At 63.3% G+C, this 19,410-nt stretch carries 35 protein-coding genes and 1 tRNA gene; 13 read left to right on the top strand and 23 right to left on the bottom strand.

Going from position 1 to position 19,410, the window contains the following annotated elements; all coding sequences use genetic code 11:
- Positions 1 to 6: 6 nt before the first annotated feature.
- Positions 7 to 228, bottom strand: a complete 222-nt coding sequence (locus QMX81_RS06045; protein WP_282259631.1) for a hypothetical protein — start codon at positions 226 to 228, stop codon at positions 7 to 9.
- An 89-nt stretch (positions 229 to 317) separates the two neighbouring features.
- On the opposite strand from QMX81_RS06045, the gene QMX81_RS06040 reads away from it, so the two are divergent.
- From QMX81_RS06040 to QMX81_RS20950, 3 genes are all read left to right on the top strand, one after another.
- Complete coding sequence (locus QMX81_RS06040) at positions 318 to 581, top strand: hypothetical protein (RefSeq protein WP_282259629.1); 264 nt, start codon at positions 318 to 320, stop codon at positions 579 to 581.
- Positions 578 to 853, top strand: a complete 276-nt coding sequence (locus QMX81_RS06035) for an AlpA family phage regulatory protein (RefSeq protein WP_282259627.1) — start codon at positions 578 to 580, stop codon at positions 851 to 853. Before QMX81_RS06040 ends, QMX81_RS06035 begins: the two co-directional genes overlap by 4 nt.
- 143 nt (positions 854 to 996) lie before the next feature.
- Entirely contained in the window at positions 997 to 1,116 is a 120-nt protein-coding gene (locus tag QMX81_RS20950; RefSeq protein WP_336619081.1) for an integrase arm-type DNA-binding domain-containing protein, read from the top strand.
- Between the two features lie 432 nt (positions 1,117 to 1,548).
- On the opposite strand, the gene QMX81_RS06030 is transcribed toward QMX81_RS20950, so the two are convergent.
- The 8 genes from QMX81_RS06030 to QMX81_RS05995 all read right to left on the bottom strand — a co-directional run bounded on the left by QMX81_RS06030 (position 1,549) and on the right by QMX81_RS05995 (position 5,012).
- A complete protein-coding gene (locus QMX81_RS06030) occupies positions 1,549 to 1,692 on the bottom strand; it encodes a hypothetical protein (protein WP_282259624.1) in 144 nt (47 codons plus the stop codon).
- Between the two features lie 225 nt (positions 1,693 to 1,917).
- The gene (locus tag QMX81_RS06025; RefSeq protein WP_282259623.1) at positions 1,918 to 2,256 is read right to left on the bottom strand and encodes a hypothetical protein; all 339 of its coding nucleotides are present in this window, start codon (positions 2,254 to 2,256) and stop codon (positions 1,918 to 1,920) included.
- Between the two features lie 314 nt (positions 2,257 to 2,570).
- On the bottom strand, positions 2,571 to 2,864 hold the full coding sequence (locus QMX81_RS06020; protein WP_282259621.1) for a hypothetical protein: 294 nt from the start codon (positions 2,862 to 2,864) through the stop codon (positions 2,571 to 2,573).
- A 485-nt stretch (positions 2,865 to 3,349) separates the two neighbouring features.
- Positions 3,350 to 3,434: transfer RNA gene (locus QMX81_RS06015), tRNA-Tyr, on the bottom strand.
- A gap of 243 nt (positions 3,435 to 3,677) precedes the next feature.
- The gene (locus QMX81_RS06010) at positions 3,678 to 3,920 is read right to left on the bottom strand and encodes a hypothetical protein (protein WP_282259619.1); all 243 of its coding nucleotides are present in this window, start codon (positions 3,918 to 3,920) and stop codon (positions 3,678 to 3,680) included.
- 123 nt (positions 3,921 to 4,043) lie between these two features.
- Complete coding sequence (locus QMX81_RS06005; RefSeq protein ID WP_282259618.1) at positions 4,044 to 4,451, bottom strand: hypothetical protein; 408 nt, start codon at positions 4,449 to 4,451, stop codon at positions 4,044 to 4,046.
- Positions 4,441 to 4,677 carry a hypothetical protein gene (locus tag QMX81_RS06000; RefSeq protein WP_282259616.1) on the bottom strand — a complete coding sequence of 79 codons (237 nt, stop codon included), beginning with the start codon at positions 4,675 to 4,677 and terminating at the stop codon, positions 4,441 to 4,443. The genes QMX81_RS06005 and QMX81_RS06000 overlap by 11 nt, the downstream gene beginning before the upstream one ends.
- The gene (locus tag QMX81_RS05995) at positions 4,674 to 5,012 is read right to left on the bottom strand and encodes a hypothetical protein (protein WP_282259614.1); all 339 of its coding nucleotides are present in this window, start codon (positions 5,010 to 5,012) and stop codon (positions 4,674 to 4,676) included. Before QMX81_RS05995 ends, QMX81_RS06000 begins: the two co-directional genes overlap by 4 nt.
- A gap of 93 nt (positions 5,013 to 5,105) precedes the next feature.
- Between QMX81_RS05995 and QMX81_RS05990 the strand changes: the two genes are divergently transcribed.
- Entirely contained in the window at positions 5,106 to 5,744 is a 639-nt protein-coding gene (locus tag QMX81_RS05990; protein ID WP_282259612.1) for a hypothetical protein, read from the top strand.
- A gap of 2 nt (positions 5,745 to 5,746) precedes the next feature.
- Here the strand turns inward: QMX81_RS05990 and QMX81_RS05985 are convergent, their stop codons facing one another.
- The gene (locus QMX81_RS05985) at positions 5,747 to 5,890 is read right to left on the bottom strand and encodes a hypothetical protein (RefSeq protein ID WP_282259610.1); all 144 of its coding nucleotides are present in this window, start codon (positions 5,888 to 5,890) and stop codon (positions 5,747 to 5,749) included.
- A 47-nt stretch (positions 5,891 to 5,937) separates the two neighbouring features.
- Between QMX81_RS05985 and QMX81_RS05980 the strand changes: the two genes are divergently transcribed.
- Positions 5,938 to 6,612, top strand: coding sequence for a hypothetical protein (locus tag QMX81_RS05980; protein ID WP_282259608.1), 675 nt, complete (start codon positions 5,938 to 5,940; stop codon positions 6,610 to 6,612).
- A gap of 104 nt (positions 6,613 to 6,716) precedes the next feature.
- Here the strand turns inward: QMX81_RS05980 and QMX81_RS05975 are convergent, their stop codons facing one another.
- From QMX81_RS05975 to QMX81_RS05965, 3 genes are all read right to left on the bottom strand, one after another.
- Complete coding sequence (locus QMX81_RS05975; RefSeq protein WP_282259606.1) at positions 6,717 to 7,142, bottom strand: hypothetical protein; 426 nt, start codon at positions 7,140 to 7,142, stop codon at positions 6,717 to 6,719.
- 174 nt (positions 7,143 to 7,316) lie between these two features.
- Entirely contained in the window at positions 7,317 to 7,511 is a 195-nt protein-coding gene (locus QMX81_RS05970) for a DnaB-like helicase C-terminal domain-containing protein (protein ID WP_282259604.1), read from the bottom strand.
- A gap of 32 nt (positions 7,512 to 7,543) precedes the next feature.
- Positions 7,544 to 7,813, bottom strand: a complete 270-nt coding sequence (locus QMX81_RS05965) for a DnaB-like helicase C-terminal domain-containing protein (protein WP_282259602.1) — start codon at positions 7,811 to 7,813, stop codon at positions 7,544 to 7,546.
- A gap of 344 nt (positions 7,814 to 8,157) precedes the next feature.
- On the opposite strand from QMX81_RS05965, the gene QMX81_RS05960 reads away from it, so the two are divergent.
- The gene (locus QMX81_RS05960) at positions 8,158 to 8,418 is read left to right on the top strand and encodes a hypothetical protein (protein ID WP_282259601.1); all 261 of its coding nucleotides are present in this window, start codon (positions 8,158 to 8,160) and stop codon (positions 8,416 to 8,418) included.
- Positions 8,419 to 8,435: 17 nt separating this feature from the next.
- On the opposite strand, the gene QMX81_RS05955 is transcribed toward QMX81_RS05960, so the two are convergent.
- Positions 8,436 to 9,119 carry a hypothetical protein gene (locus tag QMX81_RS05955; protein ID WP_282259600.1) on the bottom strand — a complete coding sequence of 228 codons (684 nt, stop codon included), beginning with the start codon at positions 9,117 to 9,119 and terminating at the stop codon, positions 8,436 to 8,438.
- 228 nt (positions 9,120 to 9,347) lie between these two features.
- Between QMX81_RS05955 and QMX81_RS05950 the strand changes: the two genes are divergently transcribed.
- Positions 9,348 to 9,494 carry a hypothetical protein gene (locus QMX81_RS05950; RefSeq protein WP_282259599.1) on the top strand — a complete coding sequence of 49 codons (147 nt, stop codon included), beginning with the start codon at positions 9,348 to 9,350 and terminating at the stop codon, positions 9,492 to 9,494.
- Positions 9,495 to 9,504: 10 nt separating this feature from the next.
- Here the strand turns inward: QMX81_RS05950 and QMX81_RS05945 are convergent, their stop codons facing one another.
- On the bottom strand, positions 9,505 to 10,161 hold the full coding sequence (locus tag QMX81_RS05945; RefSeq protein WP_282259597.1) for a hypothetical protein: 657 nt from the start codon (positions 10,159 to 10,161) through the stop codon (positions 9,505 to 9,507).
- Between the two features lie 49 nt (positions 10,162 to 10,210).
- On the opposite strand from QMX81_RS05945, the gene QMX81_RS05940 reads away from it, so the two are divergent.
- A complete protein-coding gene (locus tag QMX81_RS05940; protein WP_282259595.1) occupies positions 10,211 to 10,420 on the top strand; it encodes a hypothetical protein in 210 nt (69 codons plus the stop codon).
- Between the two features lie 17 nt (positions 10,421 to 10,437).
- Here QMX81_RS05940 and QMX81_RS05935 read toward each other — a convergent pair whose 3' ends face one another.
- Entirely contained in the window at positions 10,438 to 10,662 is a 225-nt protein-coding gene (locus QMX81_RS05935; RefSeq protein WP_282259593.1) for a hypothetical protein, read from the bottom strand.
- 91 nt (positions 10,663 to 10,753) lie between these two features.
- Here QMX81_RS05935 and QMX81_RS05930 point away from each other — a divergent pair, with 91 nt between their 5' ends.
- The gene (locus QMX81_RS05930; protein ID WP_282259591.1) at positions 10,754 to 11,029 is read left to right on the top strand and encodes an AlpA family transcriptional regulator; all 276 of its coding nucleotides are present in this window, start codon (positions 10,754 to 10,756) and stop codon (positions 11,027 to 11,029) included.
- Positions 11,030 to 11,168: 139 nt separating this feature from the next.
- Here the strand turns inward: QMX81_RS05930 and QMX81_RS05925 are convergent, their stop codons facing one another.
- Genes QMX81_RS05925 through QMX81_RS05915 form a run of 3 tightly spaced genes read right to left on the bottom strand, consistent with a single transcriptional unit; the run spans position 11,169 to position 13,597 of the window.
- Positions 11,169 to 11,480 carry a hypothetical protein gene (locus QMX81_RS05925; RefSeq protein WP_152151603.1) on the bottom strand — a complete coding sequence of 104 codons (312 nt, stop codon included), beginning with the start codon at positions 11,478 to 11,480 and terminating at the stop codon, positions 11,169 to 11,171.
- A 55-nt stretch (positions 11,481 to 11,535) separates the two neighbouring features.
- Positions 11,536 to 12,087, bottom strand: a complete 552-nt coding sequence (locus tag QMX81_RS05920; protein ID WP_282259589.1) for a TetR/AcrR family transcriptional regulator — start codon at positions 12,085 to 12,087, stop codon at positions 11,536 to 11,538.
- Between the two features lie 4 nt (positions 12,088 to 12,091).
- Entirely contained in the window at positions 12,092 to 13,597 is a 1,506-nt protein-coding gene (locus QMX81_RS05915) for an MFS transporter (RefSeq protein ID WP_282259587.1), read from the bottom strand.
- A 210-nt stretch (positions 13,598 to 13,807) separates the two neighbouring features.
- Between QMX81_RS05915 and QMX81_RS05910 the strand changes: the two genes are divergently transcribed.
- On the top strand, positions 13,808 to 14,077 hold the full coding sequence (locus QMX81_RS05910; RefSeq protein ID WP_282259584.1) for a hypothetical protein: 270 nt from the start codon (positions 13,808 to 13,810) through the stop codon (positions 14,075 to 14,077).
- A gap of 4 nt (positions 14,078 to 14,081) precedes the next feature.
- On the opposite strand, the gene QMX81_RS05905 is transcribed toward QMX81_RS05910, so the two are convergent.
- Together QMX81_RS05905 and QMX81_RS05900 are read right to left on the bottom strand one after the other, a co-directional pair.
- Positions 14,082 to 14,417, bottom strand: a complete 336-nt coding sequence (locus tag QMX81_RS05905) for a hypothetical protein (RefSeq protein WP_226956590.1) — start codon at positions 14,415 to 14,417, stop codon at positions 14,082 to 14,084.
- A gap of 127 nt (positions 14,418 to 14,544) precedes the next feature.
- On the bottom strand, positions 14,545 to 14,721 hold the full coding sequence (locus QMX81_RS05900) for a hypothetical protein (protein WP_193222755.1): 177 nt from the start codon (positions 14,719 to 14,721) through the stop codon (positions 14,545 to 14,547).
- A 270-nt stretch (positions 14,722 to 14,991) separates the two neighbouring features.
- Between QMX81_RS05900 and QMX81_RS05895 the strand changes: the two genes are divergently transcribed.
- From QMX81_RS05895 to QMX81_RS05885, 3 genes are all read left to right on the top strand, one after another.
- A complete protein-coding gene (locus QMX81_RS05895; RefSeq protein ID WP_282259578.1) occupies positions 14,992 to 15,402 on the top strand; it encodes a g-type lysozyme inhibitor in 411 nt (136 codons plus the stop codon).
- Positions 15,403 to 15,457: 55 nt separating this feature from the next.
- A complete protein-coding gene (locus QMX81_RS05890) occupies positions 15,458 to 16,126 on the top strand; it encodes a hypothetical protein (protein WP_152151596.1) in 669 nt (222 codons plus the stop codon).
- A gap of 97 nt (positions 16,127 to 16,223) precedes the next feature.
- Positions 16,224 to 17,096: an endonuclease/exonuclease/phosphatase family protein gene (locus QMX81_RS05885; RefSeq protein WP_282259573.1), complete on the top strand. Its 873-nt coding sequence runs from the start codon at positions 16,224 to 16,226 to the stop codon at positions 17,094 to 17,096.
- 141 nt (positions 17,097 to 17,237) lie between these two features.
- Here QMX81_RS05885 and QMX81_RS05880 read toward each other — a convergent pair whose 3' ends face one another.
- Positions 17,238 to 18,668, bottom strand: coding sequence for an efflux transporter outer membrane subunit (locus QMX81_RS05880; protein ID WP_282259571.1), 1,431 nt, complete (start codon positions 18,666 to 18,668; stop codon positions 17,238 to 17,240).
- On the bottom strand, positions 18,662 to 19,399 hold the full coding sequence (locus QMX81_RS05875) for an SDR family oxidoreductase (protein ID WP_282259569.1): 738 nt from the start codon (positions 19,397 to 19,399) through the stop codon (positions 18,662 to 18,664). The genes QMX81_RS05880 and QMX81_RS05875 overlap by 7 nt, the downstream gene beginning before the upstream one ends.
- Positions 19,400 to 19,410: the final 11 nt, after the last annotated feature.

Raw genomic sequence — 19,410 nt, 5'->3', positions numbered from 1 at the left:
TCAGCTCTAGCGCCGGTCGATCGCCTCGCGCGCAATCTCACTGCCGAGCTGGAAAGCGTCCTCAACATCAACCAAGTCCCGATGGCCATCGGCAAGCTTTCGCGGCCGCTCCCCATCTATCTGGACAGCCTGGACCATCACTTCGCCTGTGTCGAAATGCCAGATCTCGACGTCGAACTCAATGCCCTTGTAGCTGCCCGATCGGGTGTACTTCTGGATGCTGTCCATCGTCGTCTCTCATGTGGTCACGCGGCGGATGCTGGCCGGAATAATTGCCGAGTTCAAGCCCCAGCCCTTTATGAATCTGGAGGTGCCCCATGAGGACGGAACTACAGCTCACCCTCGGCGACGCCGTCCAGCGCACCGGCCACGATTTGGCCAGCATGAGCGGGGTGGACCTGCGGTCGGCAGGCCCGGCCACCGTCCGCGCATGGGAGGCGCGCGGACTGGCCCTGCATCACCTTGCCGCCGGCAACATGGCCGAGGCGCTGAAGGTCATGGAGGCCGCCCGACCGGCCGGCCGCCGTTCCCCTACACCTGCGACGAATCAGCCGCGCACCGCGGCGAAGGAGACAAGATGACCAGCAACGTGCAACCGCTCACCCCGCGCCGCCTGCTCCGCAGGAGCGAGGTCCAGGACCGGGTCGGGCTCTCGAAATCGACCCTCTATTCGCGCATTTCGGTCGGATCCTTCCCGAAACCGGTCACCTTGGGGAGCTCGGTTCGGTGGGTGGAATCAGAGGTCGAGGCCTGGATTTCGGAGCGCGTTTCGGAGCGGGATCATGGCAACGAAACTGGGGGTACGGCTGGGGGTACAGGCTCAGGTTCCGGCGCTCCACCCCTTGCCGCGTAAGGCTCGGCCGGGCGAGTAAGGTAGAGCCCACCTCCACCATTAGACGGTCCCACAAGGACCACAGAAAGCCGGAACCTCCCGTCAAACAAGGGGTTCCGGCTTTTTTGTTGTCCGGGGTTGTCCGGCCTGTTCCGTTGCAGCCTATGACCGACGCTGCCCTTCGTCGCACCAAGCCTGCCGACAAGCCACAGAAGCTTGCTGATGGCGGCGGCCTGCTCCTCCTGATCACTGTTGCAGGCGCCAAGAGCTGGCGCTGGAAGTAACGCGTCGCCGGCAAGGTGAAGCTGCTGACGCTCGGCCCCTTACCCCGACGCCAGCCTGGCGAAAGCCAGAGAGGCACGAGAGGACGCGCGGCAACTGCTGGTCAGTGGCGTGGACCCTAGCGAGCACCGCAAGGCCGCGACTGCCACCCGTGCCGTGGCTGACGGCGAGAGGTTCGAGGTCATCACCCGGGAGTGGCTCGCTGGCCGACCGTGGGTGCCGGCCACGGCAAGAAAGTGATTGCCTGGTCCGAGAAGGACGTGTCCCCTTGCGTCGGCGCTCGGCGCGCCGGGGACCTGAAGGCTTCAGATGTCCTGCAGATGGCCCGGCGGATGGAGGCCCTGGCTGCTTTCGAATTAGCTCACCGAGTGATGCAGAACTGCGGGGAGATCATGCGATACGCCGTGGCCACTGACAGAGCCGCCCGGAATCCGTCAGCTCATCTGCCACCTCCACCGCCGGATCGCCGGCATGATGCCCTTGCCTATCAGCGAGACCAGAGTGTTGTAGATGTCATAGTTGACGATGTTGGTGTTGATACCACGCTCGCCGATGCTGCAGACCTTCTTGACGGGCACGTAGGTCAGTGCCCTGAACTCGGTTTTAGGTGAGGTTCTTGTTCTGCGGAAGGACGCAGATGGAAAGCTGGGAACCAGCGTTGGCTTGTGCCTCGGGCATTGCCGTATCTCCTCGCGATGGGCGAACAAAAGCCCGCCACGGGGCGGGGTTCAGGAAAAAACAAAAGGCCCGCAGAAAGCGGACCTTTTGAGGACAAATGGAAGCACTGGGATGGTCGCGAGTGCTTACTTCATGGGCTTGACCTGCTTGATCTCATATTCAAAGGACAAGTCCTTTGTTGTGTGGTCCAGCACAACACGCTCGCCTTCGATCAATTCCTTCGGGCCGCGAACAAAATAAGAACCAAAGTCCTTGTCTCCGGATAGCACAAGCTTGCCGTCGTCGGCGCGGCTGATACTCACCGATGACTCCGCTTGGGAGTAGCCATCGAAATAGCGGCCCGAAAAGCCAACCCAAGACTCAAGCGTGGACGGAGTACTGACGAGGTCTGCAGTGAGGGAGATGATGGCGTCGCTGTGCGGATCATTGCCGCCGAGGAAACGCAAGGTCAGTAGGTAGTTCATGTGATCCCCTGATTGGTCGAGCAAAATTGCCCTGTAACCACTTGGGGATGGAATCAGACTTTCACAAGCTCTTTACTACTTCGCGGGACTAAGCTTCGCCGCCACCAGCTGCATCGCTTGCGGTCGGGTGAACCCAGCTTCCACGTACGCCAGGAAATCTGAGCGGACGAAAGGCGCCTGCCCGCGGTTGAAGGTTTCCAACAAAGGCCGATTGCGGCGCATCCGATCAACGGCATCGCGCAACGCCTGCAACTCGCCCTCGGTGGGCGGCGCGGCGCTCCGCACTAGATGGAGCGAGGGTCGGTTGGTCACGTCTAAATTCCAAACATCTTTTCCGCCTGCGTTGGTTCACGGCAGATGTCGTCGACAAGTCTTTTATGGATACCCAGCAATTCATCCAGCAAATTTTTCAGTCGCACACGCGCTTCTGAAATTTGCTTATCCATGCTCTTGAGCTTGTCTGCTTCCCGCTTCTCTTCAGCCAGCGCCTTCCTCTGCGCCTCAAGCAAATCGAGTTGACCGGTGTACCTAATGAGTTCAATCGCCTTTTCAAGGGCAGACCAAGCACGATCAACATAATCTTGCAATGGCCTACTGAATTTACGCAATCTTTGCAAATCACTTCAAACCGCATTTAGCAATCCCTGCCCTTCCGAAGCGCAGGCCGCAGGTAACTCAATCTGGCTCAACTCATTAAACTTAGCTCTAACGTCGGCGAGGGAAACCATTACGAACTCAATTTCGGTGTGTTCCACGGTGATCCTAGCAATCAAATCCTCGCCATGGAACGGTTACAGGCTGCATGACCCGCTGCGGACCCTGGATAATGCTCGACGTTCAGGGCCTCCGTTCCACCCGCATGCCAGCGGAGATCGTGTCCTCGGCGAAGGCGGCGATGATCTGATCGGTGATGCGCGTGCCCACCATGATCCCTTGCTCTCTCGGCGCCGCGCACGCGCCAGCGCGCCCACGTCTGGAATCGGGCTGGCTCCCGGCGCGGCAGCTAGCCCGCGCGGTCATCGGAATAAGTCGCCCGGCCCGCGGTCCAGCTCCTCCTGATCTGAGGTCGGTCTGGCGAGGAGCCGGGCAAAGGTGGTGGGATGACGTGGAGTCGAAACACGCGAGTCGTAGACGCCGGATTTACAATCCGGCCCAGAGCCCATCTGGCAACTCACCCCGCATTTAGAGCCGATCACCACCGCTGAATAGGCAGATTGGCCCGGGGTCATGGACGCAGCCCAGTTTCCGCCTGAGAATGGATGTGCCGACCCCTGTCGCCTCACGGCGAGGATGGTGGGCCTGGTCGCACGGCGGTCGATCGGTGTCGGGGTCCCGGAAACGCAGAAGCCCCAGCGCAGGGCCGGGGCTTGATGGTCAATTCCTGACAATCGCGCATTTATTGCATCTATCTGTGCAAATTTTCAAGAACAATAATCGTTGATGTAGACGTGGGGATCGCCACCACCCAAGTTCACATCGATGCCGGTCGCTCGATATCCCTTCGGATGCTCGTCTGCCCAAGCGTTAAACAATGGCCGCCAGTTCGCATCCCGAGGCAGACCCGAACGCTTAAGAAAATCAGGGAGGATCAGCTTCAACGTCTTGCGGTCGTCGTGCTGTTGCCACTCACCTTCCGGTACGTCATCGATCCATCCGAAATTCACCATGCGCTCCACTGTGTCATGCGGCGATCCTGCCGCCCATGAAGTCTACCCCGCGCTGCAGCTCGCGGCGGTACTGCCAGATGGACAGCTCCCCGCCTTACTGCTCGGCCACCATTCGGGCCTTCACCGCCTGGTTGACACCGTGAACTCGGTCCGCAGGATCAGTGCCCGCAGCGGGTACTGCCGGTGCATCGACGCCACGGCGCGATTGACCCAGCGAAGTTCGTCGGGCGTGCCGGTGTCCACCGCAATCTCCGGGTTGTCGTGGGGGTGATCAGCGCCGTTGGCGGAACGGATGGGGCTGACGGCCCACATCGGCAGCATGCTCATCCCCTCGACACCTGAGCGTGCAGCCATGAAACGCCTCCGCCCCGCCACATCCCTGCCCACCAGCTCCCGCGTCAGCGGTGCATGGTCCCGAACCTTGTCCAGGACGTGCACGCTCCGGTCGGCGCGGCTCAGCGCGAAACGGTTCACCTGGGCGTGGCCCCAGCGGCGTAGTCGTTCGGTCAGCGGATCGTCATTGCGCATCGCGCAAGCCCTCGAGTACAGCAGCGTCGAATCGGAACACGGGCAAGCGCCCGTCGGTGTCGCAGCTGCCCTGCCGCGCGGTGAAGGCCTTGCAGTGGTAGCCGTCGGTGCCCTGCTGACGGAACTGGCAGGCCCAGCACCGGCCATGCCGGCGCAGTTGAAGCCGGTACCGCTTGCGCAGCCGCAGGTTGCCGTCGCGCTTGTACCGCTCTGCCTCGGGAGTCACATAATCATCGCGGTCGAGAACGTGGCACCCTTCCGCTTGATCACGCGGGTCGCCCAGTAGCGGTTTGCGCTGATGGGATATAGCAGTGTGAGGTGAATCATCGGGCGGCCTCCTTCAGCTGCAGCCGGGACAGAGCTACGTCGAGTGCGGCCAGCTCGTCCATCTTTATGGATGCGCCACATGAACTTCTCGCCATGCCAGCCATTGTTGCTACCCTGATGGCAATCCTTGCAAAGCGCCACGGTGAAGTGCCGGCCCTGCTTTATGTGATGGGCATCGCTAGGGGCTGGACCATCGCAGACACTGCAGGCCAGCAGCTTCACCGCTCCGGACATGGCGTTCCTCCGCTGCGGTGAGCGCCTTGGACTTTTTGGTCCTCATCGGCGCCACCCGAGCGGTAGAATCCGCAAAACCACAGGAGGTAACGAATGACACAAGGACGCACAGACCGCGACTGGATTATCGTTGCTGTCATGACGTTTGGAGCCGGGGCGTTGCTTTCGTGGGCGCTCACAACGAACGACGGGGCTTGGCCCGAACTCACCGTCGAGCAAGGCGCGGCGTGGGTCCAGGCAATCGGCAGCATCATTGCAATTTTTGTCGCTATCGCAATCCCGGCAATGCAGCGGTGGTCGGACAAGAAAGCTCGTGAGAAGGAAAAAAGGTCTCAGCAAGTCATTACCGCAGGCGCGATCCAGCCTACGATCGACGCGCTTCGTCGCAGGGCGAGTTTTCTCAAGGAATCCGTAGAGGAAGGAAGAACGGTTGATTGGCTCAAAGGTTCGATCCCCGAGAACGCGTTCGATGCTCCAAGCACCTTGGATAAGTTCCACTCTTCCTTCCACTTGCTCGACGGAACTGGCGAGCTTGCGAACCGTTTCGTTGCGAGCCTGTACTGGCTTCAACAAGGCATGCATGCAATCCACAAACGATCTTTCGGCCCGGAGCTTCGCCGGCAGATCAGAAGGGATTGCGATAACACTATCGAGCTCGCGCAGAACCTTGCCGAAGAGCTGGCGGCTATCTGCGGTCGTCCTGACCGTCGCATCCGTAAGGACAAGCATTGAATTCACGCTGCCCTCCGGTTCTGCACGGCCATGTCCCAGAACTCGGCGCGCACGCAATCGAGCATGATGTCGCCGCGCTCGGCGATGGCGTCCATTCGCTGCCGCTGGGTGATGGTCGGGTTTCCAGTTGAGCGTCTGCGCTTCATGCCACGCGCCCTGACGTTAGAATCGGCGACATAGGAAGGGAGCACTTATGAAGCAAGGACGTAACGACAGAGATTCGACCGTTGTAGCCATCATGGCATTCGCCGCAGGCGCGTTTCTTGTGTGGGCATTGTTGAGCGGCCATCCACCGAGCAAGATCAAGCCCACCGGCGATTTGCCGGCTTGGGTCCAGGCGATCGGTAGCATCTTAGCAATTGTCGTCGCCATAGTTGTTCCGTGGCGGCTTGCTGTCCAAGCGCGAGCTGACCTCCGTGAGCGAGATTTGCGCGACAGGACGGAGCGGATGGAGGATCGAGCAGCGAGAGCACAGAGCTATGCTTTCGTTATGCTGCCGCAGGTCGATCAGATCCGAGGGCAAATCCTTGCTGCGCAGCGGCGCTGGATGCGAAATCCTTTCGGCGAAGAGGACATCATTGAACTCCTCACGATCCCTGATGGCATTACCGAGATGCTCCTGCAGATGCACGAGGTATCCCGTGCCGGCAATGAGATTCGATCTGTGATTGTTGCTGTGAATGACCTGAGAAGAGAGGTCTCGTACTTCAGTGACTATTACCGAAACGGCGGCGAGTACCGAGACCATGAGAATGTACTCCAGGAAGAAATGAAGGAACCCGACGATGTCTCGAAGAGCTTTGGGCAAGCATTGGCTAAAGTTGCAAAAGCCCGGATAGCACTTACAGCAATTCTCAGCAGCCGTTGAATGCAGAAGCGCCATTAATGACCTGCCGTCTTTCGAATGATGGATTCCACAGCTTCACGTCTCTCTGCGGGCATGCAGCCGTCGCCGTTACGGCCGTCCCACAGTTAGTTCCAGCGGCCCTCGTCCATGTCGACTAAGTTCAGCGACTCGGTCTCGGTGCGGGCCAGCCTCCCGATGCCAGGCAGGTCACACTCGACGGCCTCGCAGCCGATGCCGGACTCCTCCTGCAGCTTCTTCAGGGCATCTTGCTGGGACAGGCCCGTGAACATCTCGACGTTGTCTGCCAGCCAGCCGGAGAGGACGTGCGCTTTGCGGTAGAGCATCGGATTACGGTCTTGGCGCAGCGTCGCGCGCAGCAGCAGGCCGGTGCCGAACTTGCGCTCGCGCAGCGACAGCTGGTCCACCGGGTGCGCCGGCACTAGGGCACCGATCAGCTCGCAGGTTTCCGGATCCACCAACTGCCGCACCTCAATGTTCATATCCCTGTTGCGCAGCTTCCTCTTTGCCTTGGCCAGCGCGGTCGTGTTCATTCATCGTCTCCGGCTGCTCGATCGCGGCTGCTACGGCAGCGGCAGATCGAACTCGTCCTCTCCCCCGGCGGCGGCCGCGATCGCCTTGGCCGTGTAGTTGGGTGGCGTCCCGGTGTAGTCGTGGAAGGAGCTGCACTGCAGTCGGTGCTGTAGGTGGCAGGTGGCTGTCTCGCCCTAGCGGTTCTTCGCCACGATCAGTTCGGAGATCCCCGGGGCGCCGCAGGCATCCTTGGTGTAGTAGTCGTCCCGGTAAAGGGAGGCGACCACGTCGGCGTCCTGCTCGATGGCGCCCGACTCGCGCAGATTGGCCATGCCGGGGCGCTTGTCGGTCTTCGTCTCCAACCCACGATTGAGCTGGGACAGCGCCATCACCGGGCAGTTTAGATCCTTGGCCAGCCGCTTCAGCTGCCGCGAGATGTATACACGTCCGCCGTGCGGTTCTCGGACTTGGCCTTGCCAGTGAGCGGCTGCAGATAGTCCACAACCAGGCCGCCCGCCACCTTGGCGTGCATGCGCGACCCACGGGGAGCCAGCGCGTCCACGGACAGCAAGCCGCAATCGTCGATCACCAGCGGCAGCGCTTGTAGATATGCGCGGGCCACCGATGTAACGCGGCGGCTGAAGATCGACGCGCACGCAGCGTTCGACCCGATGTGGGAATCGAGGTCCATGAAGCAAAAGCAGGCGCACGCCTGGCCCGGAAAGCGGTTGGGCCTGCCCCACCGTGACTGCCACATCGGCTGGATGAGCGATGAGGACCTGCGCTGGGTTGTCGAAATCTGAGAAGGAGCAGCAGCCTGACCAGCATCCACGCACAGACCGTGTTAGACGCCCCCACCGCGCGGCAGAAGGACGCCGAGGCAGAGCAGCTGGCCGCCTAAGTCGCTGTCTTCCGAAAGACCGGCGGCAAGGTCCAGGTAGTCGGTAACACCGGCATCAACGAGAAGGGCATCAGCCGCCGGCAGGTGGTCGAGGGTGGCGCGGAGCGGCGGAAGTCCGCGAAGGCAGGCAAGCCGTGAGCCGCCGCCCCGTTGTCCGCCGCTCGCCGACGAAGAACACCGGCTTCTCCTGGGGCAGGTTCCGCATGGGCCCGCCCGGCATCATCGTGTACCGCCTGTTCCGCCGCGACCACGCCGGCGCCCTGCACTTCATCGGCCTGAACTTCTACCGCCGCGACACCCCTCGGGACATGGCGATCGCGCTGCGCGCCTCCTGCCACCGCCTGCGCGACCAGGTGGATTGGATCGATTTGGTGGCATTGGGGCTGGGGGCGTAATCAAACCCGCCTTCAGATCATCTGAGGTTCGAGGCGCCTTCTGCCGCCGTGCCTAGAACCTCTACCCGGAACTCCGAAATGAAGCCGGGTGCAAGTTCTGCTGTGAATTGGAGCAGCTCTTGAAGGGATTTAAGGGCGTGGGGTCGACCGCTATAGCTGAACGTCGTTGCAAACCCAGACGCGATGGGCGGGGCCGTATGAACACTTTCGACAATATGGGTGGCCAGCTGGTTAATGTCCCGGCTGAGACTGATAACTGTGGCGGCGTCGGCACCCAAGCTATCTCGGAGATTGTGCAGATGCTCCTGCATGCTTTCCGCGCTTGGGAGAAGAGAATCCATTAGTGGAGTAATCGCTGTCGCTACACGGCGCCAGTTGGTCGTCTTCTCGCCGGAGTCGTCGATCACACTTTTGAGCGTCTGCGCGTAATAAGTCACTCGTGCTTCAAGTGCCCTGACCTCGTGAAGCAGAAGACGACCGATGATCCGAGCGTGAGCCTCTCGGGCCTGTACCGCCTCGCCATGTTGCTGCTCCGCGATCCGTTTCGCTTCTTCTGCGATTCCGGCTGCTCGTTCAGAGGTCTTGTAAGCCATGACTGCAACCACTGTCGTCGCCAGCGTGGCGAGTCCGCCCACGGCGACGGCCATCCAATCGGCCAAGTTTCCCACTTCGTCCGCAAGCGGACAGAACTCGATTCCCATAACCCCTCCCTGTTGGAGCGTATTCTGCCGTGACTGCATCCATCCCAACGACCGTGCCTATGCGCTGGAGCGCGCCTTTTGCCGCCGCAGTCGCCCAAGGGCTGCGACGCAGCCTGGTTGCGCGAGCATCCCCACGGCCCGCGCATCCGAGCCCCCCCCCACGCCGACCACGAGGCCAGAGCCCTGAAAGTCGGCAGCGTGACCGTCTACTCGATCCTGCGGGACTGAGTGAAAGGCCAGCTCACCGCGATTGAGATCGGCATACTGACCTTCGAGGCGGCGTTCCTGTCGCACAACCTGCTTCCTAGCGGCGAGACCGTGATTGAAAACGTGCAGCAGCAGAAGCTGTTGCCGCGGGAGGCGGACCGTGGCTAAACCGAATTCGCTAACCGACGGGGGACGCCTTTTTTTGGGCGTCCACCCAAGCTTGTCGGTCCTGACCCGCAGTCAAACGAAGTATCTCGGCAAGCCTTATGCCGCCTTTCGACTCATCTTCCACCTTAAGGTTCAGCCATTTGCAGAGTTCTTTGCGCAGTCCAAGCAAGCTCGCGCATACCTCTTCGTACCAAGCAACATCGCCAGCAAGGTTGTATATAACGCCCGCCTCAGGAACCAGAAGAAAGCCTCGCCGTTGCTCCGCAGCTGCGACACTGGACACAGCCTGAGCAATCGCAGTCCGGACCTTTGGCGGAACAAATTCACTGAATGCAATCAATTCCACCGCGGATCGTGGATTGAGCATCTGAACGCACTTATTGACCTGCTCGTATTCCCAAGAGGTAACAACTTTGTTCGCCGTGGTCGGCACTCGAACAGCTGCCCGGAGATGAAGCTCCTGCACGAGGAGGTCATCGACGGCAACCATACCCAGCAATTTGGCTTGCCCTCTCCGCGAATGGTAGTTCAACGCCACAGGAAGAATGCCCACCAACAACGCGACCACGACAGCGATGAAGGTCGCGACCGCGGAGAGTGCTGCCCAGTCAAGGCGACAGGTCGGTGCCCAGGAAATGCAAGGAACCATCACTTCTGCAGCGATCATCGGACCATCTCCATATGGGTGCGGCGGCATTGTGCCATGGAGGTTACCAATGGCTGACGGTCCTAAGATCACCTTCGGCGATGCGCTCAGGCGAGCCGCCCTTGAGCTTGCCGGTATGTCCGGCGTGGATCTGGCCAAAGCAGGGCCTAAGACCGTTCGCCTATGGCAGGCGCGGGGCTTGGCCCTGCACCACCTCGCCGCCGGCGACATGGATGAAGCCGTGAAGGTGATGGCCAACCTAATCCGCGGTGCTTTATGAGCCTGGGTGGAGTCTGCCTAGAACTCGATCTCGAAGTCAGGACCGACTGCTTTGACCTCTCTCAGGCGTTCGTCGGCGTAATTGGCGGCTGCGATCGGGTCGTCAGACGCAGCTTCATCAAGGGCATGAACGTATGCCTCCCCCGCCCGGTTCGTCACCGTGATTGTTCCGACCCACTTGGCGGCAACCCCCATCTTTTCGGAACCAGACCACAGTTTGTAGCCGTCGAGCTCTCGGTCCATGTTCGTGACGTCCATTCTCTGGAGGATGGCCGATGGTAGACAAACTGCACTGCAAAGCAAATCAGCCACACATTAATGCGAAGGAGATCAGATGACCAGCAACGTGCAACCGTTCACCCCGCGCCGCCTGCTCCGCAGAAGCGAGGTCCAGGACCGGGTCGGCCTGTCGAAATCGACCCTCTATTCGCGCATTTCGGTCGGATCGTTCCCGAAACCGGTCACCTTGGGGAGCTCGGTTCGGTGGGTGGAATCCGAGGTCGAGGCGTGGATTTCAGAGCGCGTTTCGGAGCGCGATCATGCAAACGAAACTGGGGGTACGGCTGGGGGTACAGACCCCGCTTCCGGCGCTCCGCCCCTTGCCGCATAAAGCTCGACGGTGGAAGGCAGAGCCCACCTCCACCAATTAGCCGTTTCGACGGTGCATCAAAGGCTGGAACCCTAGAGAAATCGAAGGTCCCGGCCTTTTTTGTGCCCGTCTTCCGCATCCGACGCAGACGCTCACCCCCTCACGGCAACGTAAACTTCCGCGCCATCCGCAGCGGCCACACCGAGGTGAACTGCGCACCGCCCACCAGCCGGTACGCCGCGGACACGCTGTGCAGCACGCCCATCGCCTCCAGCACATCCTTGGTCTTCCGGAACGTCGGGCGCGGATCCGCGGTGAACATGAAAAGGTTGATCTCTTTCGCGCTGACGTCGTAGCCGTCCAGCGTGGCGGCCTTGCCGAGCGCGTTGGTCAGCTCGGCCTCCAGCGTGGCCAGAAAGGCCTCGTCGTCCAGCGACTTTCGCCAGAACTTGATCACAAGCTGGTAATCCATCAGGCGTTCCCGTCGTTCAAGAAGTGAACCGCCAAGGGTACCCGCATGGCAGGCATCACGCTGTCTTTGAGGCGGCCGCAATCATCTGCGCCAGCCGGTCGGCGATGGCCTGCCGCACCTTCGGCGCCAGCCGCGAGCGCGACAGCGCTTCGAACACCCACATGCCGTCGGCGGCGAGCTTGGCGATGAACAGGTCCAGCGCAGCCGGGTCGCTCAGGTCCTGCGGCGTGGGCGGCGACCAGCGTTCGACCACATCGGTCCACGGCTGCATGTTCTCGTCGGTGGCGGCCGCGTCGAACATCAGCTGCAGTTCGGCCCGGCTCGCGGCCTGGGCACAGGTGAGTGCGTAGGCCTGGTAGCGCTCGGGGGCCTCCGCCGCGTCGGCAGGTTTGCCCGCGGCATCGATCATGCTCGCCTCCCACACGCCGGCCAGGTGCTGGTGGATGCCCTGCAGCAGCGCATCGCGCGAGGGGAAGTGGTACAGGAGGCCGCCCCGGGCGATGCCGGATTCAGTGGCGACCGCATCAAAGGTCAGTGCGGTCATACCGTCGCGTTCGATCACGCGGACGGCGGCATCCAGGATGTTGGTTCGGTTGCTCGGGCGCATGGGCTCAGTGGGCGTGGGAGACGGTGGTGGCGGTGCCGGGGCCATGGCGGCGCAGCAGCACGCCGGTGACGACGGTACCGAGCAGCAGCACGGCGGCGATCACATACAGTATCCAGACATAGCTGGCATCGTAGGCGCTGGCGGCAGCACGTAGCCAGCCTGCATCGGCACCGGGCTGCGCGGCCAGTGCGAACGCCTGCTGGATGCTCTCGCCCGCCGCAGCGTCCACACCGTCCGGCAGCGTCACGGTGGCCGAGTACAGCGCAGCGATCAGGCTGCCCAGCAGGGAGACCGCGAACAGGCTGCCGAATTCATAGGACACCTCCTCCACCGAGGAGGCCATGCCGGCGCGGTGCGGGGGCACGTTGCCGATGATCGCGGTGGAGGCCACGGAGATGGTGGCGCCCATGCCCAGCCCGGTGAGCAGCAGCCCGGCGATGGTCCAGCCGAGGTCGCTGCCGAACGTCATCGCCACCAGCAGCACGCCCGCGGTGCCTGCGCCCAGCCCACCGGTGATCAGCGGCAGCAGCCCGACGCGGTGAAGGAACATGCCACCGAAAATGGCGCTGGGCAGGCACCCGATCGCCACCACGGACACCAGCAGGCCCGCCTGCAAGGGGGTGTAGTCGGCGACCAGCTGGAAGCGCTGGGTGGTCAGCAACTGCAGGCCGGCGATCGCGAACATCGCAAACGCCGCAGAGAGCACACCGGCCAGGAACGGCGCATTGCGGAAGATGACCACGTCGAGCATCGGATACGGCAGGCGGCGCTGGCGGCGCAGGAACAGCACCAGCCCCACCACGAATACCAGCGCCGCACCGGCTGCGAGCAGCCCGTTCGGCGGCGCATGCGCGACCTCCTTGATCGCCACCACAAGGCCGGACAAGGCGATCAAACTGAGCAGCGAGGAGATCAGGTCCCATGGCTTGCTTGCATCAGGCCGCCCGTGCGGCGCGAACAGCACGGCCCCGACCATGGCCAGCAGCACGATCGGCACATTGATCAGAAACACCGCGCCCCACCAGAAGTGCGCCAGCAGCACGCCACCGACGATCGGGCCGAGGGCCGCGCCGACGATGGAAATGCAGCCCCACACGGCGATGGCCAGGTTGCGCTCGCGCTCGTCTTCGAAGGTCAGGCTGATCAGCGCCAGCGTGGCGGGCATCATCGCCGCCGCGCCCACGGCCAACAGCGCGCGCGCGGCGATCAGCAGATTGGCGTCCGGCGCGAACGCGGCCAGCAGCGAGGCGATGCCGAAGATCACCAGGCCGATCAGGAACATGCGCCGGTGCCCCAGGCGATCGCCGAGAGTACCGGCACCCAACAGCAGGCCAGCCATCACCAGGGGATAGGCGTTGATGATCCACAGGCCCTGCAGCGGGGTCGCACCCAGTTCCTTGGTCAGCGTGGGCAAGGCGGTGTAGAGCACCGAGTTGTCGAGCGTGATCAGCAACAGGCCGGCGGCAACGGTGAGCAGCAGACTCCAGCGCTGGGTCTTGGTCGGGGTCATGGGGCGTCAGAGGGGACAATGGGATCGTAACTATACAGGACGTCCTGTACTGTTTGACCGGATGCCGCCGACGCGTTCAGCCTGCGGCGACACACCGTCTGCGCACTGCGCGCTGGCCGGTGTGCCGGCCCAACTGCGTTTACCTCATTGCAGGGGGCTCACCCGGGCAGGCAGGCGCCTGCCCGGTATGGACTGGGTCGGGGGAACGCTATGGACGGACAGAAAGAGGCTTTTCGGCTGGCGCATGCCGAGTTGGCGCAGTGCTGGGCAGGCGGGATGTCAGCCGCCGAGCGCTGGGCGGTGTATGACGCCATCCATGATCGACTGGTCGCTCAGTGGCCTGCCGAGGCCCATCGCATCGTCGGCATGATGGTGATGTGGGTGACCGAGATCCGCGGCACCTGCCCTGCTCCGTATCGCACGGCAGATGCGGGCCTGAGTGACAGCGCGCTGCTGCGCGCGTGCCGTATCGATTCGTGAGGGGCTACGGCGCCGTCGGCTGGAACGGATCGGTATGGCCGGCCACTTCCATGTTGATGGCATTGATCAGGGCCGACACGGCGGTCGCCAGGCGGCGGCTGTCGGCGATGGAGCCGAAGAACAGAATCGAGGTGCCGTCCAGTTCGACCCCAGCCAGGCCAAGTTCGCCCTTGAGCGCGGCCACGCGTTCGTCGAACAGCGCCAGCCAGTGGGCATCGGGCACAACATCAAGCATGGCCACAATGGCCTCATCCGCGCCGTGATCGACAATGGTCTGCAATGTCGGGACGTCGAAACCCAGCAGGCGCGGCACGCTGCTGTCCGGTACGGGGATGCTCATGCGGGCATGGTAGCCGGTCAGCCGGGCGGGTGCCCGAAGACGTTCAGGAACACGCGATGCTTTCTCGCTGGCCGCAACACAAACGGCCCGGCCAACCCGGCCGGGCCACGGTGCGTACGGACCCGTTTTATTCTTCCTGATCGTTCTGCTGGCCCGAGCGCTGACCCTGCTGATCCTGGTCCTGCTGTTGCTGCTGCTTCTGGGCATCGCGATCGCGCTGATCCTGCTGCTCCTGCTGACCCTGCTGCGGGGCGTTGCGCTGCGGATCATTCTGACCCTGCTGCGGGTTCGGGGTGTTGGCCATTGCCGTATCTCCGGTGTTCGGCATCGAAGTGGTGCCGGTGAATCCACGCTAGGCCTGCCGGCGTTACCCATGTGTGCGTGATGGGCGCTTGTGCATGCACGCGCCGGGCACCTGCGTAAACAATTCAGAACGCACTGGAAAGCGACACCGATAGAGCACATTGCGTTCATGACCCGTCGGCGGTGAACCACAGCGCCTCGACAATCCCTTGATCGGGTCGCGCTCATGCTCGAGACGAAACACCCCTGTCGGGGCCACCAAGGACATGCCATGACGCCGCTCCGCTCGCTGCTGTTGACCACTCTGCTCGCCCTGACGCCGATGCTGGCCACCGCGGCGGACAAGGTCACCACCACCCCCGTGCACTTCACCAAGGGCGCCAGCAGTGCCACCGTGCGCGGCACGTTGTCCGGCTATGACACCGTCCGCTACACGATCGCCGCGCGCGCCGGCCAGACCATGGCGGTGACGATCGACGGCAGTCCCAATGCCAATTTCAATGTGTTTGCGCCCGGCGTGACGCCCGGCCAGGGGGAGGCACTGGGCAGCAACAACGAGAAGCGACGCTGGAGCGGCACCCTGCCGACCACCGGCACCTATGTCGTGCAGGTCTACCAGATGCGTGCCCAGGCGCGTCGCAATGAAAAGGCACCGCACAGGCTGACAGTCGCGATCCGCTGAGCCCTGTCCCGGGTATCCTCGGCGGTGCTGGCTTCCCCCTCGCAAGGACCCCGGGATGGACTTCCTCAAACTGCTGCGGTCGCTGGAAGAGTTCCTCTACGAGCTGTGCACCTGGTTCCTGTTTTTCCCACGCACGCTGTACCGCGTGATCGTGTATCCGCGGCGGATGGCCCAGTACGTGGATACCGAGCTGAAGGAAAAGCTGGAGCGCCAGTTCGACGATGCGATCAGCCCGCCCATGTTCCTGATGCTGGCGGTGCTGGTCGCGCACGGGGTGGAGCTGATGCTGCACCAGCAGGTGGTCGGCACGGGGGCGTTGTCGCGCTCGATCTTTGGCAATGAGGAGAGCCTGCTGCTGTACCGCTCGATCACGTTCGCGATCTGGCCGCTGGTGACCACCACGCACCTGCTGCGTCGCAAGCACGTGCCGATGACCCGCGAGTCGCTGCGACGCCCGTTCTTCATGCAGTGCTACCTGACCGCACCGTTCGCGGTGGCGCTGTCCACCAGCATGGTGTTCGTGCGGCTTCCGGGCCAGTTGTCGACCACGCTGGGCATCGCGGTCGGCGTGCTCGCCGCGCTCTGGTATGCGGTGGTGCAGGCCGGGTGGCTGAAGATCGCGCTGCAGCGCTCCTGGTTGAACACGATCCTGTCCACGGTGTGGGTGCTGGTGTTGGGGGCAGCGATCAATATGACGATCGGCGTGATCCTGCTTTCGAGCTGAGGGCGCCACCCCGACCAACCGCCATGTCCCGCATATCCTTTCCCTGCCCATCCATGCGACCCTTTGGGAACGATTTCATGGAATGGAGGGATTCCACATGCTGTCTCGTTTCCATCGGCCCGCGCTGCTGGCCCTGATGATGTTCGCCGCCCCGCTGGGCAGCGCCTGGGCGCAGGCACCGGACGCATTGAAGGTGATGTCTTTCAACGTACGCACACCGGCCGACACCGATCCGGGCAAGCGCTGGGAAGACCGCCGCGATGCGATGGTCACGCTGATCCGTGAGCAGAAGCCCGAGGTGATCGGCACCCAGGAGCTGGTGCAGAAACAGGGCGAGTATCTGGTTGCGCACCTGCCGGGCTACACCCTGTTCGGCAGGGACCGCCGCGGCGGCAACGGCGACGAACACATGGGCGTGCTGTACGACAGCGCGCGCCTGAAGGTGCTTGAATCGGGCGACTTCTGGCTCTCCGATACACCGGACGTGCCGGGCAGCATCACCTGGGGCAACCTGTTCCCGCGCATGGTGACCTGGGCGCTGTTCCAGCGTCAGGCCGATGGCCAGCGTTTCTATCTGTTCAACACCCACCTGCCCTACCGCGATGAAGATGAGCCGCGCCGCGTACTCGGCGCGAAGCTGATCGTCTCGCGGCTGGCCACACTGCCCAAGGACATCCCGGTGGTGGTCACCGGCGATTTCAACAGTGAGCCCGGTAGTGAGACCTACAAGGCGTTTACCGCTGCGTTGGGCGATGCGCGAAAACTCGCCGCCAAGGTCGACGGCCCGCGCCTGACCTTCCATGATTTCACCGGCAAGCCGACGGTGGAACTGGACTGGATCCTGGTGCGCGGTTTCAGCGTGGACCACTTCAGCACGCTGGACCAGAAACCCGGTGGCGTGCTGCCGTCGGATCACTACCCGGTGCAGGCGGAACTGCGGTTCCCCGTGCCCACACCGACGGGCAAGTAAGGACACGCGCGATGGGCGGTCACTGCACCGTCCATCGGCTTGCCCCGGCCGCGCAGCGGCCCTGCGCTTACAGCAATTGACGGCTGTTGCTCAGCCTTCCATCGGGACGGCGCCCTCGCCGTCCCGTTCCCAATGGTGCGGTCAGCGCTGCGTGACTGCCACCGGGGTGTTGGCCGCATCCTGTTGCTGGCCCCAGCCACCCAACGCCTTGTACACACCCACCACGCTGACGTTGACCGTGGATTCGGCCTCGGCCAGCGCATCATCAGCAGCGAGCTGCGTACGCTGCGCATCCAGCAGGGTCAGGAAGTCTTCCGAACCCTCGCGGAAGCGGATCTGCGCCAGCTCCTCGGCGCGCCCTGCCGCCTGGGCCTGCTCGGCGACGATCGCCAGGCGGGCCTGCTGCTTGGCGTAACGCGTCAGTGCGTTCTCGGTGTCTTCCAGTGCCAGCAGCACGGCTTTTTCGTACTCGGCCGCGGCACCGTCGGCCTGTGCCTTGCTCGCGCGCAGACGTGCCTTCACCGTGCCGAAATCGAACGCGGCCCAGCTGATCGACGGGGTCACCGACCACGCCTTGTTGTTGCCGTTGACCAGGCCACTGGCGTCGCCGGACAGGAACCCGACAAACCCGCTCAGGCTGATCCTCGGGAACAGGTCGGCCGTGGCCACGCCAACGCGTGCGGTCGCCGCGGCCAGCCGACGCTCGGCCACGCGCACATCGGCGCGCTGACGCAGCAGATCGGTGGTGTCGCCCAACGGCAACGCCTTGGCGTACGGCTGCATCTCGCGCGGCTGCAGCAGGCTGTCCAGCGCATCCGGGCGCTGGCCCAGCAGCACTGCAAGACGATGACGTGACTGCACCTCGGCCACTTCCAGCAGCGGGATGTCGGCCTCAATGGCCTTCAGGCGCGCACGGCTGCTCTGCACATCCAGTTCGCTGCCGGCACCGAGTTCCCACCGGGTTTCGGTGAGCTTCTGGGTATCGCGCAGGTTGACCAGCGTGCGTTTTGCCACTGCGATGCGCTTCTGGGTACCGCGCAGCTCGAAGTAGTTGCGGGCCACTTCGGCGGCGACGGTGACCTGTGCATCGGCGAGGTTGTCCTGCTCGGCGCCCAGGTCCGCGCGCGCCGCTTCGGCGGCACGGCGCTGGCGGCCGAACAGATCCAGCTCCCAGCCGGCATCGAAGCCGAGCTGGTAGCTTTCGCTGAAGACGCGCTCGCCACCGACGGTTGCATCCGGCTGCTTGCGGCGGTCGTAGCTGCCACCACTGGTGACATGCGGCAACTGGTCCAGGCGCTGCTCGACGAACACCGCGCGGGCCTCACGCACGCGCGACATCGCGATGCGCAGGTCCAGGTTGGTACCCAGTGCTTCATGCACCAGCTGCTCCAGCACCGGGTCATCGAACTGGGCCCACCAGCTCGCCACCGGCGAGGTGGTGGTGAACACCGGCGCGGCGGCGCCCTGCAGGGTCACCGGCTCGGCCGGCGGCGCCTGGTAGTTGGGGCCGACGCTGACGCAGCCGGCCAGCAGCGCGCTGGTCACGGCCACGGTCAACAGGCGGATCACCATGGCAGCACCTCGCCGAGGTAGGTGAAGCTGCCGTTCGGGCCATCGGCATCGATCAGCGCCATGCCGACGCTGGAACGCGCGCCTTCACTGATTTCGATCTCACCCTCGCCACCGTTCATGTCGGTTTTGACGTAGCCCGGATGCACCGTGTTGACCTTGGTGGTGCTCTCGCGCAACTCATAGGCCAGCTGCACGGTCCAGGCATTCACCGCGCTCTTGGAGGCGTTGTAGGCCGGCACCGCGAAGCCATAGATCGGCGAGCCCGGCTGGCTGTGCAGGGTCAGCGAGCCCAGGATGCTGGAGACGTTGACGATGCGGCCGGCCGGCGAGGCATTGAGCAGCGGCAGGAACGCCTGGGTGACAGCGATCACCGCGAACACGTTGGTGTCGAAGGTATCGCGCCAGGTCTGCAGGGTCTGCGCCGAGGGGGCCAGCTTGATGTCGTCGAGCAGGATGCCGGCGTTGTTGACCAGGATGTCCAGGCGGCCGTGACGCTCGGTCACGGTCTGCACCGCCGCGGCGATGCTGGCGGCATCACCGACGTCGAGCTGGATCGCTTCCACCGGCAGGCCCTCGGCCTGCAGCTTCAGCGCCTCGGCCACGGCGACGTCGCGCTTGCGCCCGGCCAGCAGCGTATGCACGCCGGTCTGGGCCAGCTGACGGACGGTTTCCAGGCCGATGCCGCGGGTGGCACCGGTGACCAGGGCGATCTTTTGGGTAGCGGTATTCATAGGAAAAACCT

Source organism: Stenotrophomonas sp. PS02301 (assembly GCF_029959485.1).
Lineage (GTDB): Bacteria > Pseudomonadota > Gammaproteobacteria > Xanthomonadales > Xanthomonadaceae > Stenotrophomonas > Stenotrophomonas maltophilia_Z.
The sequence above is the reverse complement of the archived record's forward strand: the minus strand, read 5'-3'. Positions and strand labels throughout refer to the sequence as shown.